Annotated in this window: 12 protein-coding genes; 7 read left to right on the top strand and 5 right to left on the bottom strand. The window is 71.3% G+C overall.

The features are described 5' to 3' along the window. The 3 genes from HLK59_RS36665 to HLK59_RS36675 all read right to left on the bottom strand — a co-directional run. On the bottom strand, nt 1-2,123 hold a 2,123-nt coding region (locus HLK59_RS36665; protein WP_171145944.1), incomplete at its 3' end, for a beta-galactosidase. After that, a complete protein-coding gene (locus tag HLK59_RS36670) occupies nt 2,123-3,886 on the bottom strand; it encodes a beta-galactosidase family protein (RefSeq protein WP_171145945.1) in 1,764 nt (587 codons plus the stop codon). The genes HLK59_RS36670 and HLK59_RS36665, both read right to left, overlap by 1 nt. A gap of 90 nt (nt 3,887-3,976) precedes the next feature. Beyond that, nucleotides 3,977-5,182, bottom strand: coding sequence for an MFS transporter (locus tag HLK59_RS36675; RefSeq protein ID WP_346779894.1), 1,206 nt, complete (start codon nt 5,180-5,182; stop codon nt 3,977-3,979). A gap of 157 nt (nt 5,183-5,339) precedes the next feature. Here HLK59_RS36675 and HLK59_RS36680 point away from each other — a divergent pair, with 157 nt between their 5' ends. Then, entirely contained in the window at nt 5,340-8,360 is a 3,021-nt protein-coding gene (locus HLK59_RS36680) for a beta-N-acetylglucosaminidase domain-containing protein (RefSeq protein ID WP_171145953.1), read from the top strand. A 93-nt stretch (nt 8,361-8,453) separates the two neighbouring features. Here HLK59_RS36680 and HLK59_RS36685 read toward each other — a convergent pair whose 3' ends face one another. Next, nucleotides 8,454-9,218, bottom strand: coding sequence for an SIS domain-containing protein (locus tag HLK59_RS36685; protein ID WP_171145947.1), 765 nt, complete (start codon nt 9,216-9,218; stop codon nt 8,454-8,456). Nucleotides 9,219-9,392: 174 nt separating this feature from the next. Between HLK59_RS36685 and HLK59_RS36690 the strand changes: the two genes are divergently transcribed. From HLK59_RS36690 to HLK59_RS36715, 6 genes are all read left to right on the top strand, one after another. Continuing rightward, the gene (locus tag HLK59_RS36690; RefSeq protein ID WP_171145948.1) at nt 9,393-10,274 is read left to right on the top strand and encodes a MurR/RpiR family transcriptional regulator; all 882 of its coding nucleotides are present in this window, start codon (nt 9,393-9,395) and stop codon (nt 10,272-10,274) included. A gap of 109 nt (nt 10,275-10,383) precedes the next feature. Then, entirely contained in the window at nt 10,384-14,610 is a 4,227-nt protein-coding gene (locus HLK59_RS36695; protein ID WP_171145949.1) for an NEW3 domain-containing protein, read from the top strand. Between the two features lie 23 nt (nt 14,611-14,633). Further along, nucleotides 14,634-15,248: a peptidyl-prolyl cis-trans isomerase gene (locus HLK59_RS36700; RefSeq protein WP_171145954.1), complete on the top strand. Its 615-nt coding sequence runs from the start codon at nt 14,634-14,636 to the stop codon at nt 15,246-15,248. A gap of 115 nt (nt 15,249-15,363) precedes the next feature. Next, nucleotides 15,364-16,740: an extracellular solute-binding protein gene (locus HLK59_RS36705; protein ID WP_171145950.1), complete on the top strand. Its 1,377-nt coding sequence runs from the start codon at nt 15,364-15,366 to the stop codon at nt 16,738-16,740. 2 nt (nt 16,741-16,742) lie between these two features. Beyond that, complete coding sequence (locus tag HLK59_RS36710; RefSeq protein ID WP_171145951.1) at nt 16,743-17,750, top strand: sugar ABC transporter permease; 1,008 nt, start codon at nt 16,743-16,745, stop codon at nt 17,748-17,750. A 29-nt stretch (nt 17,751-17,779) separates the two neighbouring features. Beyond that, on the top strand, nt 17,780-18,625 hold the full coding sequence (locus tag HLK59_RS36715; RefSeq protein ID WP_171145955.1) for a carbohydrate ABC transporter permease: 846 nt from the start codon (nt 17,780-17,782) through the stop codon (nt 18,623-18,625). Here HLK59_RS36715 and HLK59_RS36720 read toward each other — a convergent pair. Continuing rightward, nucleotides 18,615-20,855: a glycoside hydrolase family 3 N-terminal domain-containing protein gene (locus HLK59_RS36720; RefSeq protein WP_171145952.1), complete on the bottom strand. Its 2,241-nt coding sequence runs from the start codon at nt 20,853-20,855 to the stop codon at nt 18,615-18,617. The two genes, HLK59_RS36715 and HLK59_RS36720, sit on opposite strands and share 11 nt — an antisense overlap. Between the last annotated feature and the right edge of the window lie 52 nt (nt 20,856-20,907).

The following is a 20,907-nucleotide window of genomic DNA, read 5'->3' on the forward strand; positions in this document are numbered from 1 at the left end:
CGCCGGCCGACAAGTACTTCGACGCCGTCCCCGCTCCAGTGCACCCGCAACAACGTCCCCGGCGGCACACCCCGCGGCAGATCGACCCGGTACTCCGCGGCGACGGCGTCGAAGTACTTGTCGGCCGGCGCGCTCGCCCGCCCCTGCACCCCGGTGACCGGCTCGGGCGCGGGACCGGCCTCCCGTACGAGAGTGACCGACGCCCGGCCGGCGAAGACACCCTGCGCGGGCAAGGTACGCCGCGCGAACCCCCGTTCCCCGTCCGGCGCGGGAAAGACGGCGACCGACGGCCGCTCGGCGCCGCTGTGCACCCGTACCTCGCCGTGATCGAACACCACCCCGCCCTCGGCCAGCACCAGCCGCTCCGCACCCCACGCCACACCCCGGTAGGCGGTACGCGCGGTCGCCGCGTCCAGCACGAGCAGTCCGACCCGGCCACCGTCCGCGGTCTCCACCTCCACCAGGGCCTCGGTCCCGGCGCGCAGCCCGGTGACGAGCACCAGTCCGTCGGCGTGGGTGACATCCCCGGACGGTGCGGACAACGAGCCCACCATGTCCGCGGCCAGGGCGAGTTCGGGCGCGATCCCCTCGACGGCCGCCAGCACCAGCACCGTCCGGCCACCACCGTCGCCGTCGTCCACCGTGCACACCGGCTGAGCCGTCGCCCACTCCAGCCGCACCCCGCCCACGTCGAGCCGCAACGGCCAGCAGAAGGATGCCCCCGACGGCACGGTCACGGGAGCGCTCGGGAGACTCACCGAGCCGCCGTCGGCGAACTCCACCGTGAAGGACGTCCCCGGATGGTCCGGCAACGGCTCGTGCGGCTGGTGGTTGTTGACGAACAGGAATCCCGAACCGCCGTCACCGCGCACGGCCCAGCGCAGGGTGTCCCGGTCGTCCTGCCCGCGCGGCCGCTCCTGGGGCAGCACCGACTCCATCGGCGCGATCAGATGCCCGAAGTCGGCCAGCAGCAGGTGCTGGAGCCGGAGTTCGTCGTACGTCGCCCGGTACTGCCCGTACTCGCCGAGCGGTGCCTGGAAGTCGTACGTCAGGACGGGGAGGTCGTTCGGGTAGCCCGTGGCGTGGGACTCCTGGAGGGTCGTGAGTTCGCCCGCGGGATTCGTGCCGCCGTGGAACATGTAGTAGCCCTGCCACACCGAGCCGCACCCGATCTTGGTGAGCCCGAGCGCGGCGATGTCGGCGGCTTCCACGCGCGGGCGCCGGTGGTAGGAGACGGCCATGCCGCCGCCCAACTCGCAGGTGGCCCAGGGGAATCGGTCGGCGAAGGCGTCGGGGGCACTGCCCCGCACGCTGTCGATCGGGCGCAGGTCGGATCCGATGCCCTCGTCGTCGCGCTGGTGGGTGAAGAAGAAGTGCTTGCGGCAGGTGTCGGGCCAGCCGCCGTCGGCCTCGGTCCAGAAGGTGTCGGTGTAGCCCCCGTACAGCGGAAGCAGTTCGTCGGGCGGGAGTCGCACTCCGCCCCAGGCCGTCGACGTCCACAGGGGGGCGCTCAGGCCTGCCTCCTGGGCCATGCGCTTCAAGGTGAGCAGATGGCCCGGCTGGTCGTAGAGCTCGTTCTCGATCTGGACGGCCACGATCGGGCCGCCGTGCGCCCGGTCGAGGCCGCGGAGTTGCTCGGCGATCGCCGCGAACCAGCCGCGCACCGCCGCCAGATAGACCGGGTCGTCGGTGCGCGGCACGCAGTCGCGGGCCGACACCCAGTCCGGGAGGCCGCCGTTCCGGACCTCGGCGTGCACCCAGGGGCCGATACGGGGGATGAAGTCCAGGCCGTGGCGGGCGCAGAGTTCGGCGAAGCGGCGCAGGTCGCGGTCGCCGTCGAAGCGGACGCGGCCCTCGATCTCCTCGTGGTGGATCCAGATGACGTAGCCGGCGACGACGGTGATGCCGCCGGCCTTCATCTTGAGGAGTTCCTCCTCCCATTCCCCGGCCGGGTGGCGGCTGTGGTGGAACTCTCCGGAGACCGGGAACCAGGGGCGGCCGCCGCGGGTGAGGTAGCGGCTGGTGACCTCGATCGGGTCGGGCGCGCCCGGTGCGTCGGCGAAGGGGAGATGCCCGGTGAGCGGGGGCCCGGGAGGGTCGGGTACGCGCAGGTGGTGCCGCATCAGGAGATCTCCGGGCCGAGGTCGGGGGTGTCGGTGAAGTGGGCGGTCGTGCCGGTGGTGGCGTGCAGTTCGAACAGGACCAGTTCGTTGGTGCCGGGGCGCAGGACCGGTGCGGGCACGTACAGGGTGTGCTGGGGGCCGCGGTTCCAGTAGCGGCCGAGGTGGAAGCCGTTGACCCAGGCCTGGCCCTTGGTCCAGCCGGGCAGGGCGAGGAAGGCGTCGGCCGGTTCCGCGACCTCGAAGGTGCCCTGGTGGAAGGCGGGGACGGCGTCCGTGGTCGTGTCCGACGGGCTGAAGGGCACGGCCGTGAGGTCGGTCAGGGGCAGCGGGTGGTTGTCCCAGGCGCGCAGGACGGCGCCGTTGAAGGAGACCGGACCGAGCAGGCCCTTGGGGGCGCCGATGCGGGGGCCGTAGTTGACGCCGCCCATGTTCTCCACGAGCACGTCCAGGGTGGCGCCGGGGCGGGGGACGAGGACGGGCAGTGCCTCGTCGTGGTGGCGGCGTTCGAGGACGCCGACGGGGGCGCCGTCCAGGAAGACCTGGGCGCGGTCGCCGACCCCGCCCGCGAAGTGCAGCAGGCCCTGGCCGGCCGTGGGGACGGCCGTCCGGTAGAGCGCGTATCCGGAGCTGAGGCCCAACTCGTCCATCATCGCGGGGTCTTCGGTGCGCAGCGGGGCGGCGAGGGCACCTGCGTTCGGGAGCAGTGCGGCGCGCCGGGTCAACTCGACGGTGGTCGCCGGGAGTTTGGGGCCGGGGGCCGGGACCGGCTCGCCGGGGACGGGTGCGTGGCGGGCGATGACCTCGCGGAAGGCGTGGTACTTGGGGCCGGGGTCGCCGGACTCGGTGAGGGGGGCGTCGTAGTCGTAGGACGTGACGGTGGGCTCGTAGGCGTGCTTGTGGTTGGCGCCGTTGCTGAAGCCGAAGTTGGTGCCGCCGTGGAACATGTAGATGTTGACGGAGGCACCGGCGGAGAGCAGCCGGTCCAGGTCGGCGGCGGCGTCGGCGGCGTCCCGGGTGTGGTGCGGGCCGCCCCAGTGGTCGAACCAGCCGATCCAGAACTCCGCGCACAGCAGCGGGTCTTCGGGCCGGTGCGCGCGGTACTGGTCCAGCGCGCTGTCGATCCGCCCGCCGAACGTACCGGCGGCGAGGACGCCGGGGAGGCTGCCTGCGGCCAGGTGCTCGGGGTCGGCCTGGTCGCAGGTGAAGAGGAACTCCTCGACTCCCCTGTCCCGCAAACCCTGTTCGAGGTGTTTCAGATAGGCGGTGTCGTCGCCGTAGGCGCCGTACTCGTTCTCCACCTGGACGCCGATGACGGGACCGCCCGCCTCGGCCATGTGCGGCAGCAGCGGGGGCAGCAGCAGGTCGAGGTAGCGGTCGATCGCCCCGGTGAAGCGGGGGTCGGAGCTGCGCAGCCGGATGTCCGGGTCCGAGGTGAGCCAGCCGGGCAGACCGCCGCCGTCCCACTCGGCGCAGATGAACGGGCCGGGGCGGAGCAGGACGTGCAGCCCCTCCTCCTTGGCGAGGCTCAGATAGCGGGGCAGGTCGAGGAAGCCGTCCAGGACCAACTCGCCCTCCGGATCGGGCTGGTGGAAGTTCCACGGCACATAGGTCTCGACGGTGTTGAGGCCCATCAGACGGGCCTTGCGCAGCCGGTCGGCCCACTGGTCGGGGTGGACGCGGAAGTAGTGCATGGCGCCGGAGAGGATGCGGAACGGCTTCCCGTGCAGCAGAAAACCCTCGGACGTCGTCGTCAGTGCGGGCATGCGGGTGTTCCCCTTCGATGCGAGCGATTTCAATGCGGCGAGGTCAGTGCGGTGCGGTGAGTGCGGTGCGGCTGGTTCAGTGCGGCGAGGTCAGTGCGAGCGGGACGAAGTACTGCGGATCAGCCAGAGGGTCGCGGCCAGGCACACCGCCGAGACCCCCGCGAGAAGCAGTGGTACGGCCTTGATGCCGGACCACTCGATCACCTTGCCGAGCGCCGGTCCGGCCACCACGCCACCGGCCATCGAGGCCGCGATGACCAGGGCGCCGGCACGGCGGGCCCGCGGGGCGGCCCGGTGCAGCCAGGGCAGTCCGGTGGGGAAGATCGGCGCGATGAACAGCCCGACGCCGGCGTACGCGTAGGGCGCCAGCTCGTCGACGGACGCGAGAAGCAGACAGACCGTCATCCCGGCGCAGGAGACCGTGATGATCGCCTGCGCCGAGAAGCGCAGCGCGAGGGGCGCGACCAGGAACCGGCCCACGGTCATCATCAGCCAGTACACGGAGGTGGCGGTGGCGGCGACCCCGGCGCCGTAGCCGATGGTCTCCAGATGGGTGGGCTCCCAGCCGCCGACGCCGGCCTCGACGCCGACGTGCAGGACGTACAGCACGACGAACACGGCGAGCACCGAACCGAGACTGCGACCGAGGACGCCACCGCCACCACCGCCACCTCCACCGCCGCCGCCACCGGAGTCCGGGGCGGCCTCGGACGGCTGCGGCGCCTTGTCCCGTACACCCTTGAGGCACCACAGCAGCGGCAGCGCGACCAGCGCGAAGGCGAGGAAGACGGCCGGGTAGTGCTCGGCGCCGACCGCGCCGATCACGGCCGGTCCGAGGATCGCGCCGATGCCGAAATGGGCGTTGAGGATGTTCAGCATCGCCGTGGAGCGGTGCCCGAAGCCGACGGCGAACAGCTGGTTGAGCCCGTAGTCGATCCCGCCGAAGCCGAGCCCTGCCAGCAGCGCCGCGGCGAGGGCGAGCGGCCAGGCGGGGGCGAGCGCGAAGCCCGCCGCGCCGACGGCCATGAGGAGGTAGGAGGCGCCGAGGATCCGCCGGTTGCCGATCCGCCCGAACCACCGGTCGAAGAACAGCACCCCAACCAACCCGCCGACGAAGTGCGCGCTCAGCCCCAGCCCGGCGGCGGACGGGGACAGCCCGAACTCCTCACGGAAGGCGGGGATCGCCGGGCCGTACAGCGACTGGAGCACGCCGATCAGAACGAAGCCGACGCACGAGGCGACGACGGCGGCCGGGCTGAACACCGGGGTCTCGACTACACGGGTCTCTCGCAGCACGACAGGAAATGTTACCGGTAACATCCCGCCCGTCAAGATTGCGGACAGCGGCACCATTGAATGATTCAATCAGCATCAATAGACTCCGCTGGTGGATGAATTCACCTTGCGTTCGAGACTCTCCAGGAGATCGGCGGGGGTGGCCGCCGTGCTGCTGATGGCCGCCGGTCTCACCACCCCGTCCCTGTCACCGGCGTCGGCCGCACCCCCTCAGCACACCCCCGAGGTGTGGCCGAAACCTCAGAGCACGCAGAGCGGACCGGGCCGGTTCACGGTCCCCGACCGGGTCGTGGAGGTCGTCGGCCCGGACACGGACCCCTCGGCCCGCAAGGTCGTCGAGACCGCGCTGCGCGAGGCCGGCGCCGACCGGATCGTGACGGTCGACAAGCCGCCCGCGTCGGCCGCCTTCACGGTCTACCTCGACGGCCCCCACGCCGCCGCCGCGCTGAAGCGGCTGGGCGCCCGGTCCCCGGCCGGACTCCCCTCCGGCGGTTACGCCCTGGCCTCCGGACGACGGGACGGCCGTACCCTCCTCGCCCTCTCCGGATCCGACGCGACCGGCACCTTCTACGCCGCCCAGACCCTGCGCCAACTCCTCGGCACCTCGGGCAGATTGCCCGAGACCAAGATCCGCGACTGGCCCACCGCCGCGCTGCGCGGAGTCATCGAGGGCTTCTACGGCACCCCCTGGACGCATGCCGAGCGCCTGAGCCAACTCGACTTCTACGGCCGCACCAAGCAGAACGTGTACGTCTACTCCCCCAAGGACGACCCCTATCTGCGCGAACGGTGGCGGGACGAGTACCCGCCCGCGGACCTGGCCCAGTTGAAGGAACTGGTCGACCGGTCGGCCGCCAACCACGTCCGCTTCACCTACGCGCTCTCCCCCGGACTGTCGGTCTGCTACTCCTCCGACTCCGACATCGCGGCCCTCACCCGCAAGTTCGACTCGCTGTATGCGATCGGCGTGCGGTCCTTCGCGATCCCGTTGGACGACATCAGCTACACCAAGTGGAACTGCGCCGCCGACGAGCAGGAGTTCGGCACGGGCGGCGGGGCGGCGGGCACGGCCCAGGCGCATCTCCTCAACAGGGTGTGGGAGTCCTTCTCGGCCGGCCACAGCGGTCTGGAACCCCTGGAGATGGTCCCCACCGAGTACTCCGACCTCGCCGACTCCCCCTACAAGACGGCCCTGCGCGAGAAGCTGGACCCCTCCGTGGTCGTCGAGTGGACCGGCGTGGGAGTGATCGCGCCGACCATCACCGCCCAGCAGGTCGCCCAGGCCCGTGAGGTGTTCGGCCACCCGATCCTGATCTGGGACAACTACCCGGTCAACGACTACGTCACCAGCCGCCTCCTCCTCGGCCCGTACACGGGACGGGAGGCCGGCGTGGCCGAGGCGGCGACCGGTGTCACCGCCAACCCGATGGTCCAGGGAGAGGCGAGCAAGCTCGCGCTGTTCACCTCGGCCGCCTACCTCTGGAACCCGGACTCCTACGACCCCCGGGCCGCCTTCCTCGCCTCGGTCCGCGACCTCGCCGGACCCGGCGCCGCCCCATGGCTGCGGATCTTCGCCGAGAACAACTACTCCTCCCAGCTCGACGCGACCGAGTCCCCCACCCTGACCGGGCTCATCGCCGCCTTCCGCACGGCGTACGAGCAGGACAGCGGGCTCGACCGGGCCGCCGCCGCGCTCCGCTCGTACTTCACCGACATGGCCGCGACACCCGCCCGGCTGCGGGCCCGGCTCGACAACCCGGGGTTCCTCGAAGAGACGTCCGCCTGGCTGGACAAGCTCGGCCGGTACGGGAGCGCGGGGCAGACCGCTGTCGATCTGCTGCTGGCCAACAAGCGGGGCGACGCGGACGCGGTGTCGGCGTACTGGTCTCGACTGCGCGGTGAGCGCAAGGCGTTGGACGCCGTGCCCGAGCAGGTCTCCCCGGGCGTGATGGACCAGTTCCTCTATACGACGATGCTGGAGAACGCCCCCGACCCGGGCGTCGACGCCGCCTTCTCCCCCGGCTCGCTGAGTCTGGAGCCGGGCGCCTCCGGCACGGTGACGCTCGACTTCTCGGACAAGGAGGCCCGCACCGTCACCTGGAAGCTCGACGTACCGGACGGCGTCACGGCCTCACCGGCCGAGGGCACGGTGACGGTCCCCGCCGGGGGCACCGTCTCGGCCACGGTCACGCTGACCGCCGTGGACGAGGGCGTCCACTCCGTGGTGGTGTCGGGTACGGGCATCCTCGACCGGGCGATCCCGGTCCAGGTCACCGGAAAGACCGGTGCGCTGACGGCCCTGACCGCCGACTTCAGTGGTGCGTCGGTGAGTTCGATCGATCTGGGCTCGGGCGCGACGAAGAACATCGCGGTCGGGAACAACCCCGGCGAGGTCGTGGTGAGCGCCGACGGGCGTACCGCGTACGCCGCCAACCAGGGCTCGAACACGGTCAGCGTCATCGATGTGGCGAGCGGCTCGGTCACCGCCACCGTCGCGGTGGGCCGCGTGCCCGCCGGGCTCGCGCTGACGCCGGACGGCGGGACGCTGTGGGTGGCCAACTACACGGACGGGACGGTCCAGCCGGTGGACACCTCGACGCTGGAGGCGGGTACGCCGGTCACGGTGGGCGACGGTCCCGAGAACATGGCGATCACCCCGGACGGCGCGACCCTGTACGTGGCCAACATCCACGACAACACGGTCAGCCCGGTCGACCTCACGGACAGGAAGGCCGGGACCGCCGTCCCCGTCGGCCCCCGCCCCTTCAACGTCGTCGCCGCACCCGACGGCAGAACGGTGTACGTCTCCAACTCCGGCGGCTCGACGGTCACCCCGATCGACACGGCGACGAACGACACCGAGCCGACCCTCCTGGTCACCGGCCAGGCCTACGGGCTCGGTCTGTCACCGGACGGCCGGACCCTGTGGGTCAGCCCCAGCACCGGGGACTACGTCACGCCCGTGGACACGGTGACCGGTGCCCCGGGCACCAAGGTCACGGTCGGCAGGTCGGCCTTCGACGTGGGCCTGGACTGGAGCGGCGACACGGCATACGTCACGACGGCCGACGGAAACAAACTGGTGCCGATCGACACGGCGACCGGGACACCGGGCACACCGCTGACGACGGGCGCCTATCCCCTGGCCGTAGCCCTGACACCGGTACCGGTGAAATAGCGGCCAGTCTCCCCACCCCAGGGGCGCGGGGAACTGCGCGACCAGCCCTCACCGGCCCGCAGTTCCCCGCGATACCCCAGAACCCCCGAACGCCTAACTGGCCGTACGCCGGATCCGCCCCGCGTACTTCTTCTCCAGCTCCAGATTCCCCTCGAAGCCGCCCGGCACATTGGCCGAGACATACACCGGCGGCCGCTCCCCCGCGGCAAGCAGCACCGCAGACGCCTCGGCGACCGCCATCTGCACCAGCATCACCCCGGTCAGCGTCGACAGCGCGCACACCGCGCCCCCGCCCGGCAGCTCCAGCAGCGCGTCCCCGCGAGGGGCCGCGTTGTCGAGGACGACGTCGGCGAGGTCGGCGAGCTTCTTGCCGCTGGGGTGCCCCGCGGGGACCGCGCGGGTGTGGGAGAGGGAGGTGATGGCCAGCAGCTTGTGGCCCTGCTGCTTGGCCTGGAGGGCCATCTCGACGATGACGTTGTTCACGCCGGAGTTGGAGATGACGACGAAGAGGTCCTCGGGGCGGGGGGCCGCGAGGTCGTACAGGCGCGCGGCCACGCCCGGCTGCCGCTCCAGGAGCGGGTCGTCGAGGACGGCCGGGGCGTCACCGCCGTACAGGACGAGGTCGGCGATGCTCAGTCGGTTCGTGGGCACCAACCCGCCCGCCCGGCCCGCGACTTCGAGGACCATGGCCTGGGAGTGGCCGGTGCCGAAGGCCTGGATGACGCCGTCGGCGCGCACGCAGTCGGCGATCAGTCCCGCGGCGCGGGCCACGTCTGCGCGGGCGGACTCGGTGATCTGCTGAAGGACGGCCAGGCTCTGCTGCGCGAAGCCCTGGGCGCTGACGGACTCGACGGACACGCGGCACTCACTCCCCATTGATGGATTGAACCACCCTATACATCACCATCGGTGAATCAATAAACCATAGGATGGCCGCTGCATTCAATCGCCCCGCACATCGGTCCCGATCTCGCCCGGAACCGGTCCTGGTATTCAATGAGTGGCCTGAGCGGTGGCTGATACCTTCTCCTCATGCCCCCGACGGACGTCACGACACTGATCCGCACCGAGCTGCCCCGGCTGGCCGGCTCCCTGCGCAAGGTCGGCGAGCTGATCCTGGAGGATCCGGCCGCCGTCACCCACTGCTCGGCCGCCGAGCTGGGCCGCCGCACCGGTACCTCGCAGGCCACGGTGACCCGCTTCTGCCGGGCCATCGGCCTGGACTCCTATCAGCATCTGCTGATCGAGCTGGCCAAGGAGCACGGCCGCGGCGAGGTCTCGGACTGGGGCACCGCCGAGATCGGCCCGGACATCTCCCCGGACGACAGTCTGGAGCGGGTCGTGCAGGTCGTGGGCAACGCCGACCTGCGGGCCGTCCAGCAGACCATCGACCGGATCGACCTCGACGCGATCGAGCGCGCGGCCCAGGCCACGGCCCGGGCCCGCCGCATCGACCTCTACGGCACCGGCGGCAGCGGGGCGGTGGCGCTGGAGACCGAGACCCGGCTGTTCCGGATCGGCTGCTCGGTGCGCGGCTGGACCGAGGTGCACGGCGCGGCGACGTCCGCCGCCCTGCTCACCCCGGCGGACGTGGCCGTCGGCATCTCGCACTCGGGGGCCACCCGGGAGACCATCGAGCCGTTCGAGCTGGCCAAGGAGCGCGGCGCGACCACCGTGGCGATCACCTCCGACCCGCGCTCACCGCTCGCGAAAGCCGCCGACATCCGGCTCGTCTCGTCGGCCTCGGAGACCAACTTCCTCACCGGCATCGGCGGCCGGCACTCCGTCCTGGTGCTGCTCGACTGCCTCTACGTGCGGGTCGCGCAGCTCTCCTACCAGCGCGCGAGCGCCTCCCTGGCCCTGACGGACCACATCGTGCCGCAGCACTCGGCGAAGGGTCGGCGCACCCGCTGACAGCAGTGATATTGCATAGATGATTCACCGAGAACACGCGTAGATGGTTGTTTGAACCATCTCTGCGGTGCCAGGATGGTGCTCCGCCGAGCACCCTCGTAGGAGACCCATGCGTGTCACCTCTGTCGAGTCGACCGAGCTTTTCGTCGGGACCGTAGAGCAGCCGTACCAGGTGGTGGTCGCCGAGATCAGCCATGTCCCGGGCCGCACGGTCCGCCTCACGGCCGAGGGCCCGGGCGGACTGCGCGGTGTCGGGGAGACGCTGGTCACCACGGCCGACGACGGCACCGCGCGCGCCGAGATACCCGTGACCGGCACCGGCGACGAGATCACGGTCGTCGCCGTCGACGGTGAGTTCGGCGACCGGCGCACCGCCCCGTTCACGGCCGCCGAGCCCGGCTGGACCATGTTCATGGTCAGCCACTTCCACTACGACCCCGTCTGGTGGAACACCCAGGCCGCCTACACCGAGACCTGGGACGTCGCCGACGACCCGGCCACGTCCGGTCTCCCGGCCCGCACCTTCGACTCGCGCGGCCAGTCCGGGATGAGCCTGGTGCGCGCCCACTGCGATCTCGCGCGGCGCGACCCGGCGTACACCTTCGTGCTCGCGGAGGTCGACTACCTCAAGCCGTACTGGGACGCCTTCCCGGAGGAGCGCGCCTTCCTGCGCCAGCTGATCCGCACCGGCCGCGTCGAGATCATGGGCGGCACGTACAACGAGCCCAACACCAACCTCACCGGCGCCGAGGCCACCGTACGGAACGCGCTGTACGGCGACGGATACCAGCGCGGGATCATGGGGGCGTCACCCGAGACCGCCTGGCAGCTGGACGCGTTCGGGCACGATCCGCAGTTCCCGGGGCTGATGGCGGACGCCGGGGTCACCTCCAGCTCCTGGGCGCGCGGGCCGTTCCACCAGTGGGGGCCGACGCTCTCCGTGTTCGGCGAGGAACCCCGGGATCCCCAACGCATGCAGTTCCCGGCCGAGTTCGACTGGATCGCCCCCTCGGGGCGCGGCATCCTCACCGCGTACATGGTCAACCACTACGGCGCGGGCTGGGCGATCGACAACGCGCCCACCCTCCCGGAGGCCGAACAGGCGGCGTTCAAGCTGTTCAAGGGCCTGAAGAAGGTCGCGCTCACCCGCAACGTCATGCTGCCCGTCGGCGGGGACTACGCGCCGCCGTGCCGCTGGGTGATGGGCATCCACCGGGACTGGAACGCCCGTTACGTCTGGCCGCGGTTCATCAGCGCGATCCCGCGGGACTTCTTCGCCGCCGTACGGGCGGAGTTGGACGCGGAAGGCCGCAGGGCGTCGCCGCAGACCCGGGACATGAACCCGGTCTACACCGGCAAGGACGTCTCCTACATCGACACCAAGCAGGCCCAGCGGTACGGCGAGAGCCTCCTCGCCGACGCGGAGGCCTGGGCGACCCTGGCCTCCCTCACCGCCGGGCATCCCTATCCGGACGCGGCGCTCGACAAGGCGTGGCGGCAGCTCGTCTACGGCGCCCATCACGACGCCATCACCGGCTCGGAGTCGGACCAGGTCTACATCGATCTCCTCACCGGCTGGCGGGAGTTGTACGACCTCGCCGGGACCGTCCACGCGGACGCCACCCAGGCCCTCGCGGACCGGGTCGTCCCGCTGCCGGGCGACGGCGCCGACCTGGTGGTCTTCAACTCCGCGACCTGGCCCCGCAAGGACGTACTGGCCGTCGAGGACAACGGGTTCCTGCCGGTCGACGAGAGCACCGGGCTGCCCCTGCCCTCCGTGCGCGAGGAGGACGGCCGGCTGAGCGTCGTCGTACCGGACGTGCCCGGACTGGGCCTCAAGGCCGTCCCGCTCGCCGAGGGCACCGCCTCCGGGTGGACGCCGGCCGAAGGGGCCACGATCCGCAACGAGTTCTACGAGCTGACCGTCGACCCGGCGCGCGGCGGCGGCGTCAGCAGTCTGCGAGCCCTTCGGGAAGGGGCCCGGGAACTGCTGCGCGCCGGCGACATCGGCAACGAACTCGTCGTCCAGGAGGAGTACCCGAGGCACCCGCGCTTCGGCGAGGGCCCCTGGCACCTCACACCGACCGGCACGACCGCCGCTCGCGGCAGGGACGTGCGGGCCGACATCGATGTCGAGCACTCCCCCGCCGGACAGCGCGTCACGGTCCGCGCCGACCTCGGCCTCTTCACGTACACCCAGCGGCTGACCCTCTGGAAGGGCGTCGACCGTCTCGACGTCTCCACGACCGTCGACGGCTACGACGGTGCCGACCGGCTCATCCGGGTGCGCTGGCCGTCCGACGTGCGCGGCGGGCTGCCGGTGCACGAGGTGGCGGACGCGGTGATCGGGCGCGGGTTCGGGTTCGTGGAGGTGGACAGCGAGCGGTTCCCGTGGACGCTGGACAACCCGGCCAACACCTGGTTCGGGCTGGGGTCCACCGCGCGGGTCGCCGTGCACGACGGCTCCGGGGCGCTCCTCGGGCATCGCTCGATCGGGGTCGCCGAGCTGATCTACTCCGACTGGGACGTCGCCGGTGAGCTGGGCGCCGAACTCGCCGCCGCCCTCGTCCGCGCCGGGGTCACCGCGACCTCGACCATCGCGGGCGGCCCCCGCTACGGCGACCTGGAGGTCGACTCCAACCTCCCCGACATCCGGATCGCCGTCGGCGGACCCGACCGCAACTCCGTGGTCGCCGAGGCCCTCGGCTGGGACCCGGCCGCCGGGCGCGAACTGCGGCGGCAGCTCGCCGCGCACGACGTGGCCGCCGTATGGGTCGCGCCACGCGCCTCGCTGCGGGAGGAGTGGGTGCCGGGGGCCGATCTGCGGGACCTGGAACGGCTGCCGCTGCTCGTCGTGGCGGGCGGCGCGGACGACGCCAAGGCGGTCGACGCCCTCATCGCCGACCTGGACGACTTCACCGTCACGGCCACCGCCGCGGGCGGCGGCGAGGCCCTGCCGCCCGGCGACGCCTGGGACGGCCGGAGCTTCTCGGTCCTGAACCGGGGCACGCCCGGCTGCGTGGTCACCTCGTCCGGCGACCTCTACATGTCCCTGATGCGCTCGTGCACCGGCTGGCCCTCCGGCATCTGGGTCGACCCACCGCGCCGCACCGCCCCCGACGGGTCCGCCTTCCAGCTCCAGCGCTGGTCGCACACCTTCGAGTACGCCGTCGTCGCGGGCGAGGGCGACTGGCGCGAGGGGCAACTGCCCCGGCGCGGGCACGAGTTCAACCGCCCGCTCACCGCCCGGCTGCGGACCGGGCCCACGGACGCGGTCCTGCCCCGGAACAGCTCCCTGCTCCAAGTGGAGCCCGCGGGCGAGGTGTTGCTGGACGCCGTCAAGCCGACCGGCTCCCCGCTCGCCCGCGGCGGCACGGCACAGCCGGACCCGGGGAGCGGGCTCGTCGTCCGCGTGCACGAGGTCAACGGCCGTCCGGTGCGGGCGCGTCTGTCGCGGCCGCACGGGTGGACGGAGGGCGCCCGGGCGGACGTACTGGAGACGCCCGGGGCGCCGCTCACGCCGGGTACGGCCGGGATGCTGGAGGTCGACCTGGCCGGGTTCGAGGTGGCGACCGTCCTCGCCACGCCCGCGCAGGCCCTGGAGACACCGCCGGACCCCGGAGTCGCCGCCACCGAGCCCGCCCAGCCCGTCCACACCCGCTACTGGCTCCACAACTCCGGCCCCGCCCCGCGCGGCAACATGCCGGTCGCCGTCTACGTCTCCCCCACCACCCTCACCGTCTCCGGCCCCGTCACGGCGACCGTCCGGATCGGCTCGGAACTGACCGACGCGCCGGTGTCGGGCACGGTGACCTTCGAGGTGCCTCCCGGCTGGTCCGCCGAACCCGCCGAACTGCCGTACACGCTCGGCCCCGGCGGCTTCAGCCTCACCGAGGTCACCGTGCTCCCACCGCCCGCCCCGGAACCCGGCCGGCACTGGCTCGCCGCACGGCTGTCGTACGGCGGGCAGACGTACGAGGACGTGGTGGCACTGGACGTGCCGGACGGGCACACCGGACCGACGCTGGTGACCGGTCTGGGAGCCGACCGGGTCGTCGTACGACGTGGCGAACGCGCCCGCGTCCCCGTGACGTTGCGCAACCCCACCCGGGGCCCCGTCAGCGGCACCCTCTGGGCGGTGTCCTCCTGGGGCACCTGGCCCGGCGTCGGACCTGGCGTGCAGGGCTTCACGGTGGCCGGCGGGGAGGAGACCGAGGCCGTGATCGAGGTGGACGGCTCCGCGGTGCCTCCGGGTTCGTACTGGCTGATGGCGAAGGTCGGCTGGCACGGCTGCGTGGCGTACACGGAGGCCGTGGAACTGGAGGTGAGGCCGTGACGGAGGACTACGCGGCGCGGGTAATGGGCGAGGCGGTCCCCAAGGAACGGGTGGACGCCCTACTGAAAGCCGTCCCGCCCCGCGACCGCGAGACGAGACCAGAGGCTTTCGCCAGGGCGGAGCGCCAGCGAAGGCGGTGGGCAACACAAGTCGTGGTGATCGACGAGCTGGCCCGGCAGGCCTGCGCGCAGCGCAGCCTGTTCAGGGGCGCGGGGAACTGCGCGACCAGCCCCGACGCCGCCGCACCCGAAGAACAACCCACACCCCGAGCTGTCGCAGACCTCGGCAGCATCGTCGCCACAGCCCTCGCCCACTCCCCCTCCGCACGCGCGCTCCTCGACCAACTGGAGCACGAGCAGCTGATCCCCGAGGAGGCGGTCTACGACTACTACGACCGCAACCGGGACCGCTTCCTCACCCCCGCCGCACTGAGACGCGGCGCCGACCCCTTCCACGAGACCTCCGACCTCCTCCCCTACGACGAGGCCCGCGAGGGCATCATCCGCGAACTCCGCCGCGCCGCCGGCCGCCGCGCCTTCTTCGACTGGCTGGACCGAGCCCGCGCCGATGTCGTGTACGCACACGGGTACGAGCACCCCGGCGACCCCTCGCACCCGGATCACGAGCACCGGCACTGATCTCCCACGGAACCTAAAAGCAACACGGCAAACCATTGACCTCCGATGAATTCTGGTCCACATTTTCATCAATCGGAGTCGAAGTTGGTTGATTGAGCCAGTGAGGACCCATCACATGCGTGCAAAGAGACTGACCCGCACCCTGACCTGTCTCGCCGTTCTGTCGCTCGCAGCCACCGGCTGCGGCCTCTCGGGCGGCGACTCCGGCGACGGGGACGCCACCGCCGGTGGCTGCAAGGTCGACAAGGGCAACGTCGGATCGGGGAAGCTCACCGGCGAGGTCAAGGGCGACATCACCTTCCAGACGACGAACCTGAAGAAAGACTTCGGGGACTTCTTCAACGGAGTGATCGCCGACTTCGAGAAGGCCCACGCAGGCACCAAGGTCAAGTGGATCGACGACCCCGGCGACAACACCTTCACCAGCCGCACGGTCGCCGACGCCCAGGCCTGCACGCTGGCGGACGTCATCAACGTCAACGCGCCGACGGCGACGGCCCTCACCAAGGCCGGCTACCTGCTCGACGTCGGCACCAAGGACCCCGACTCGTCCAAGCCGTTCGTCCCGTCGTTCTGGAAGACCGCCACCTTCCCGGACGCCTCGGGCAAGTCGATCCACACCACGCTGCCCTGGTACACCGGCGGTGTCCTGCTCACGTACAACAAGGACCTGCTGGCGAAGGCAGGCATCGACCCGGCCAAGCCGCCGACGAGCATCTTCGGGCTCTTCGCCGACTACGAGAAGGTCGCCAAGGCCTCCGACGGCAAGTTCTTCGCGACGATGGCCAACCCGATCTGGCGCATCCCCGCCGACTTCGACCAGATGGGCATCAAGGTCCTCTCCACCGACGGCAAGTCCGCCGTCTTCGCCGACGACCCGCGCACCACCGAGTGGGTCGCGTGGATGGCGAAGCTGTACAAGGCGGGCGCGATGCCGAAGGACTCGCTGTCCTCCAGCAACGACCCGTCCACGCTCTACAGCCAGGGCAAGGTGGCCTACGGTTCGACGAACCCGAGCTTCGTGCGGTTCGTGAAGCAGAACAGTCCGTCGGTCTACGACAAGACGGCCGTCGGCCAGCAGCCCTACGACGCGCTCGGCGTCGCCTCCGCCGGTGCCCCGCAGTACATCTCGGTCGCCGCGACCAGCAAGAACGCGCCCACGGCGCTGTCGTTCGCGGAGTTCCTCACCAACGCCGAGAACCAGACGGCCTGGTGCAAGGACCCGGCCGTGGTGATCTTCCCGACCACCACGGAGTCGCTGAGCGACCCGTTCTTCCAGAACGTCACCGGCAGCGACCCGTTCTCCCAGGCCCGCAAGCTCGTCGCCGACCAGCTCAAGACGGCCAGCACCAACCAGACCAACCTCTCCCCGGCCGTGCAGAACGCGATCGTGGCCCAGGTGCAACTGGCCATGCAGGGCAAGAAGAGCGCGGCGGACGCCGTGAAGGACGCCCAGGAGAAGGCCAACGAGCTGCTGAAGCAGGCGGGCTGACAGTGACGGCTCAGATCACGAAGCCGGTGTCCGTGTCCGGCGCGGAGCGCACCTCCGCCGCGCCGGGCGCGAAGCCCTCCCGTCTCCGGGCCCTGTTGCCGGGCCCGGCGGCCGGGGCCAACGGGGCGGCGATGTACCGCCGTTGGTGGCTGCCCTGGCTCTGGACCGCTCCCGCGATCGTCTGCGCGGTGGTGTTCGGCGTGTTCCCGTTCCTCAACACGCTGCTGCTGTCGTTCACCGACGCCAAGCCGCTGGGCGGCGCCGCGGGTTTCGTCGGGCTCGACAACTACACGCGGATGCTGGACGACTCGGACTTCTGGCTGGCGACCCGCAACAGCATCCTGTACGCCCTGATCGTCGTCCCCCTGATGGTGCTGCTGCCGCTGATGCTGGCCGTGCTGGTGGAGAAGAACCTCCCCGGCATCGGCTTCTTCCGCTCGGCCTTCTACACCCCGGTGCTGGCCTCCAGCGTGGTCGTCGGTCTGAGCTGGCAGTGGCTGCTCGCCGACGACGGACTGGTCAACACCTGGCTGGAGAAAGCCCACTTGATCCGGTCGGCGATCCCGTTCCTGTCCGACCCGTGGCTGATCCTGCTCTCCGCGATGGGCCTGACGCTGTGGAAGGGCCTCGGCTGGTACATGGTCTTCTACCTGGCCGCGCTCGGGAACGTGCCCAAGGAGCTCCACGAGGCCGCGCAGATGGACGGCGCCGGCGCGGTCCGCCGCTTCTGGCACATCACCATGCCCGGCGTACGCCAGGCCATGATGCTCGTCGGCACGCTCACCGGCATCGGCTCACTGCGGGTGTTCAGCGAGATCTACATGCTCGGCAGCTCCACCGGCGGCCCCGGCGGCGCCGACCGCACCCTGCCGTTCTACATCCGGGACGTCGGTCTGGACCCCATCACCGGCAACGCCGGTTACGGCTCCGCCGTCAGCGTGGCCCTGTTCCTGCTGACGCTGGGCCTGACCCTGCTGGCGCAGCGCCTGACGAAGGAGGACGAGTCGTGAGTACGACTCTGGAGCGGCGCCGGCGTCTGATGCCCCGCTGGCGGGACTACGGCCGCCCCCGCGAACTCCTCGTCCGCTACCTGCTGTTGATCCTCGTGCTCGGCCTCACCGTCGGCCCGCTGGTCTGGCAGCTGCTGGCCTCCCTGAAGAGCACCAGCGAGGACGTCTTCGGCGCCGACGCCACCCTGCTGCCGCACGACCCGACCCTGCGCGCCTACCGCACGGTCTTCGAACAGGTCCCGGTCGCCACGTACATCAAGAACAGCCTGATCGTGGTCGCCCTGTCGATCACCAGCCAGCTGGTCTTCTCCACCACGGCCGGCTACATGCTCTCCAAGCCCGGCTGGAAGGGCCGCAAGGTGGTCTGGGTCGTCCTGGTCGCCTCGATGATGTTCCCCTTCGAGTCGATCATGGTGTCGCTGTTCCTGAGCATCCGCGACCTGGGCCTGGTCGACAGCCTGGCGGGGGTGTGGCTGCCCGGCTTCGTCGGCGCCATCAACGTCCTGCTGATGCGCGCCGCGTTCCTCGCGGTCCCGCGTGAGATCGAGGACTCGGCGATGCTCGACGGCGCGAACGAATGGCAGCGGTTCCGGTACCTGTATCTGCCGTCCGCGTGGGGCGCGATCCTGGTGGTGGTCATCAACACCTTCATCAGCGCCTGGGACGACTTCCTGTGGCCGCTGATCGTGCTGCGCTCGGAGAGCAACATGACGCTGACGCTGGGCCTTTCGCGGCTCCAGAGCTCGTCGTTCGGCTACGACCAGCGGATGGTCATGGCCGGGTCCGTCATCTCGGTGATCCCGGTACTGGTGCTGTTCGTGATCACCCAGCGGTGGTTCTACAAGGGCGTCTCGTCCGGGGCCGTCAAGCTCTGACGCCTCGCACGTCCAGCACGATCGGCACGGCACCCAGAGCCGCCCGGGCCGACTCCGCGACACGGATCTCGGCGGAGTCGGTCCGGGCTTCGGTCATCGCCAGCGGGAGAACGACCGTACGGCGCTCGCCCGGCTCCAGGCCGACCCCCTCGAACGCGCACAGTTCGAGGGTGCGCGGCCAGATGGACGTGATCAGGCGCCGGAGATAGACCTGCACGACCGTACGCCCGTACCGGTCCCCGGTGTTGGTGACCTCGACGGTGACGGTGGGGGTCCGGTCGGTGAGGGTTCCGTCGGTGAGCCGGGGCGTGCCATACGCGAAGCTCGTGTACGACAGCCCGTGCCCGAAGGAGTGCCGCGGCTCGGCGCTCTCGTCGACGTATCCGCCGTACTCGGTGTCCTTGTGGTTGTAGTAGACGGGGAGTTGGGCGGCGGAGCGCGGTACGGAGACGGGCAGCCGGCCCGTGGGTTCCGCGAGGCCGAGCAGCACCTCGGCGATCGCCTCGCCGCCCCACGGGCCCGGGTACCAGGCGGTGAGCAGCGCACCGGCCGTGTCGGGAACGACGTGCGGGCGCCCCTGGATCAGAACGACCGCCGTGGGCGTGCCCGTTGCGGCGACCGCGTCCAGAAGCCGGTACTGGGCGGGGCCCAGCCGCAGGTCGGCCAGGTCGACGCCCTCCCCGCAGGTCATCTCCGAAACCGCCTTGAGCGCGGCCCCGTTGGCGTCGAACTCGGTGTCGGTGGTGCGTGCGCTGCTGCCGCCGAGCACCAGTACGGCCACGTCGGAGGCGGCGGCCGCGGCGACGGCCTCGGGGATGCCGGAGAGGTCGTCGCCGGTGAGGGCGCAGCCGCGGGCGTGGCGGATGTCCACGCCGGACGGGGCGAACCGGCGCAGTCCGTCGAGGACGCTGCCGCCGGTGCCGGGGCGCTGCGGGGCGGTGTAGTCGCCCAACTGGTGGGCGGTGGTCGCGGCTTGGGGGCCGATCACGGCGATACGGGAGACGGTGGCCGGGATCGGCAGCAGCCCCTTGTTGTCGAGGAGCGTGACGGCGGCCCGGGCGAGCTCCTTGCTCAGCTCGCCGCCTCCGTTCGGCGCGGGGGGTGTCGCGTGCTGTCCGTCGAACAGCCCGAGCCGGAACTTGAGCCGCAGCACGCGGGCGACGGCGGCGTCGAGCACCGGCTCCTCGACCAGCCCCCGCTCGACCGCCTCCTCCAGATGCGTGAACCCCTCGTCCCAGAGGCTGAGGTCGACACCGGAACCGAGGGCGAGGGCGCCCGCGGAGACCTTGTCCCCGGTGATGCGGGCCAGCCGGTCCACGGCGAGACCGTCCGCCATGACCAGGCCGTCGAACTCCCAGGTGTCCCGGAGGAGTTCGGTCAGCAGAGCGCGATTGCCCGAGCACGGCATGCCGTCGACCTCGTTGTACGCGGCCATGACCGCGGCGGCTCCGGCGCGGACTCCGGCGCGGGCGGCGGGGAGGTGGATCTCGTGCAGTTCCCGCGGGCCGAGTTCGGACTCCGAGGAGTTGCGGCCGCCGACGGTGGCGCCCTGTCCGGCGAAGTGCTTGAGGACGACGGCGGCCTTGTCGGCGGCGAAGTACTCGTGCCCGGTGCCCTGCATGCCCCGTACGAGAGCCTCGGTGAGCCGCGCCGCGAGGTGGGGGTCCTCGCCGAAGCACTCCTCGGTACGGCCCCAGCGGGGGTCGCGGGCGATGTCGAGGGCCGAGACCAGCGCGACATGGCCGCCCCTGGCGCGGAGTTCGGCGGCGGCGTGGGCGGCGGCACGCTCGTACAGCTCCGGATCCCAGGTGGCGCCGACGGCCAGGTTGACGGGGAGGACCGTGCCGTCGAGGGCCATGAGCCCGTGCGGCACCTCCTCCACCAACAGCGCGGGAATACCGAGCCGGCTCCGCTCGACGACATGCCGCTGCACCAACTCGGCGAGGGCCGCCCCGTCCTCGGCACCGGGCCCGTCGCCATGCCGGACCCCGGACCAGGCATCGGCGCGCTGAAGCCCGTAGAGGGCCCCCAGCCCGGCGAAGCGCTCGGTCTCGGCGTACAGCGCCTCGGTGAGCTCGAACTCCCCGCCGGAGGTCCTGCGGTACGCGTCCCACCCATACATCCGCTGATTCAGCTGCCCGACCTTCTCACGCAGGGTCATACGGGCGAGCAGGTCGTGGACGCGAGCGTCGAGAGGCGTGGCGGGGTCACGGTAGAGGGGCTCACTCATCGGGGACCGCCGGGGTGGGCGGGGCGGACGAGGACTCGGCCTCGACCTCGGC

Source organism: Streptomyces sp. S3(2020), assembly GCF_013044505.1.
Classification (GTDB): Bacteria; Actinomycetota; Actinomycetes; order Streptomycetales; family Streptomycetaceae; genus Streptomyces.

Excerpts from the sequence above, each read along its gene's own strand:
- HLK59_RS36670 (WP_171145945.1), bottom strand. The coding sequence starts at position 3,886 with ATGCCCGCACTGACGACGACGTCCGAGGGTTTTCTGCTGCACGGGAAG.
- HLK59_RS36680 (WP_171145953.1), top strand. The coding sequence starts at position 5,340 with ATGGCCGCCGGTCTCACCACCCCGTCCCTGTCACCGGCGTCGGCCGCA.
- HLK59_RS36690 (WP_171145948.1), top strand. The coding sequence starts at position 9,393 with ATGCCCCCGACGGACGTCACGACACTGATCCGCACCGAGCTGCCCCGG.
- HLK59_RS36695 (WP_171145949.1), top strand. The coding sequence starts at position 10,384 with ATGCGTGTCACCTCTGTCGAGTCGACCGAGCTTTTCGTCGGGACCGTA.
- HLK59_RS36700 (WP_171145954.1), top strand. The coding sequence starts at position 14,634 with ATGGGCGAGGCGGTCCCCAAGGAACGGGTGGACGCCCTACTGAAAGCC.
- HLK59_RS36705 (WP_171145950.1), top strand. The coding sequence starts at position 15,364 with ATGCGTGCAAAGAGACTGACCCGCACCCTGACCTGTCTCGCCGTTCTG.
- HLK59_RS36715 (WP_171145955.1), top strand. The coding sequence starts at position 17,780 with ATGCCCCGCTGGCGGGACTACGGCCGCCCCCGCGAACTCCTCGTCCGC.
- HLK59_RS36720 (WP_171145952.1), bottom strand. The coding sequence starts at position 20,855 with ATGAGTGAGCCCCTCTACCGTGACCCCGCCACGCCTCTCGACGCTCGC.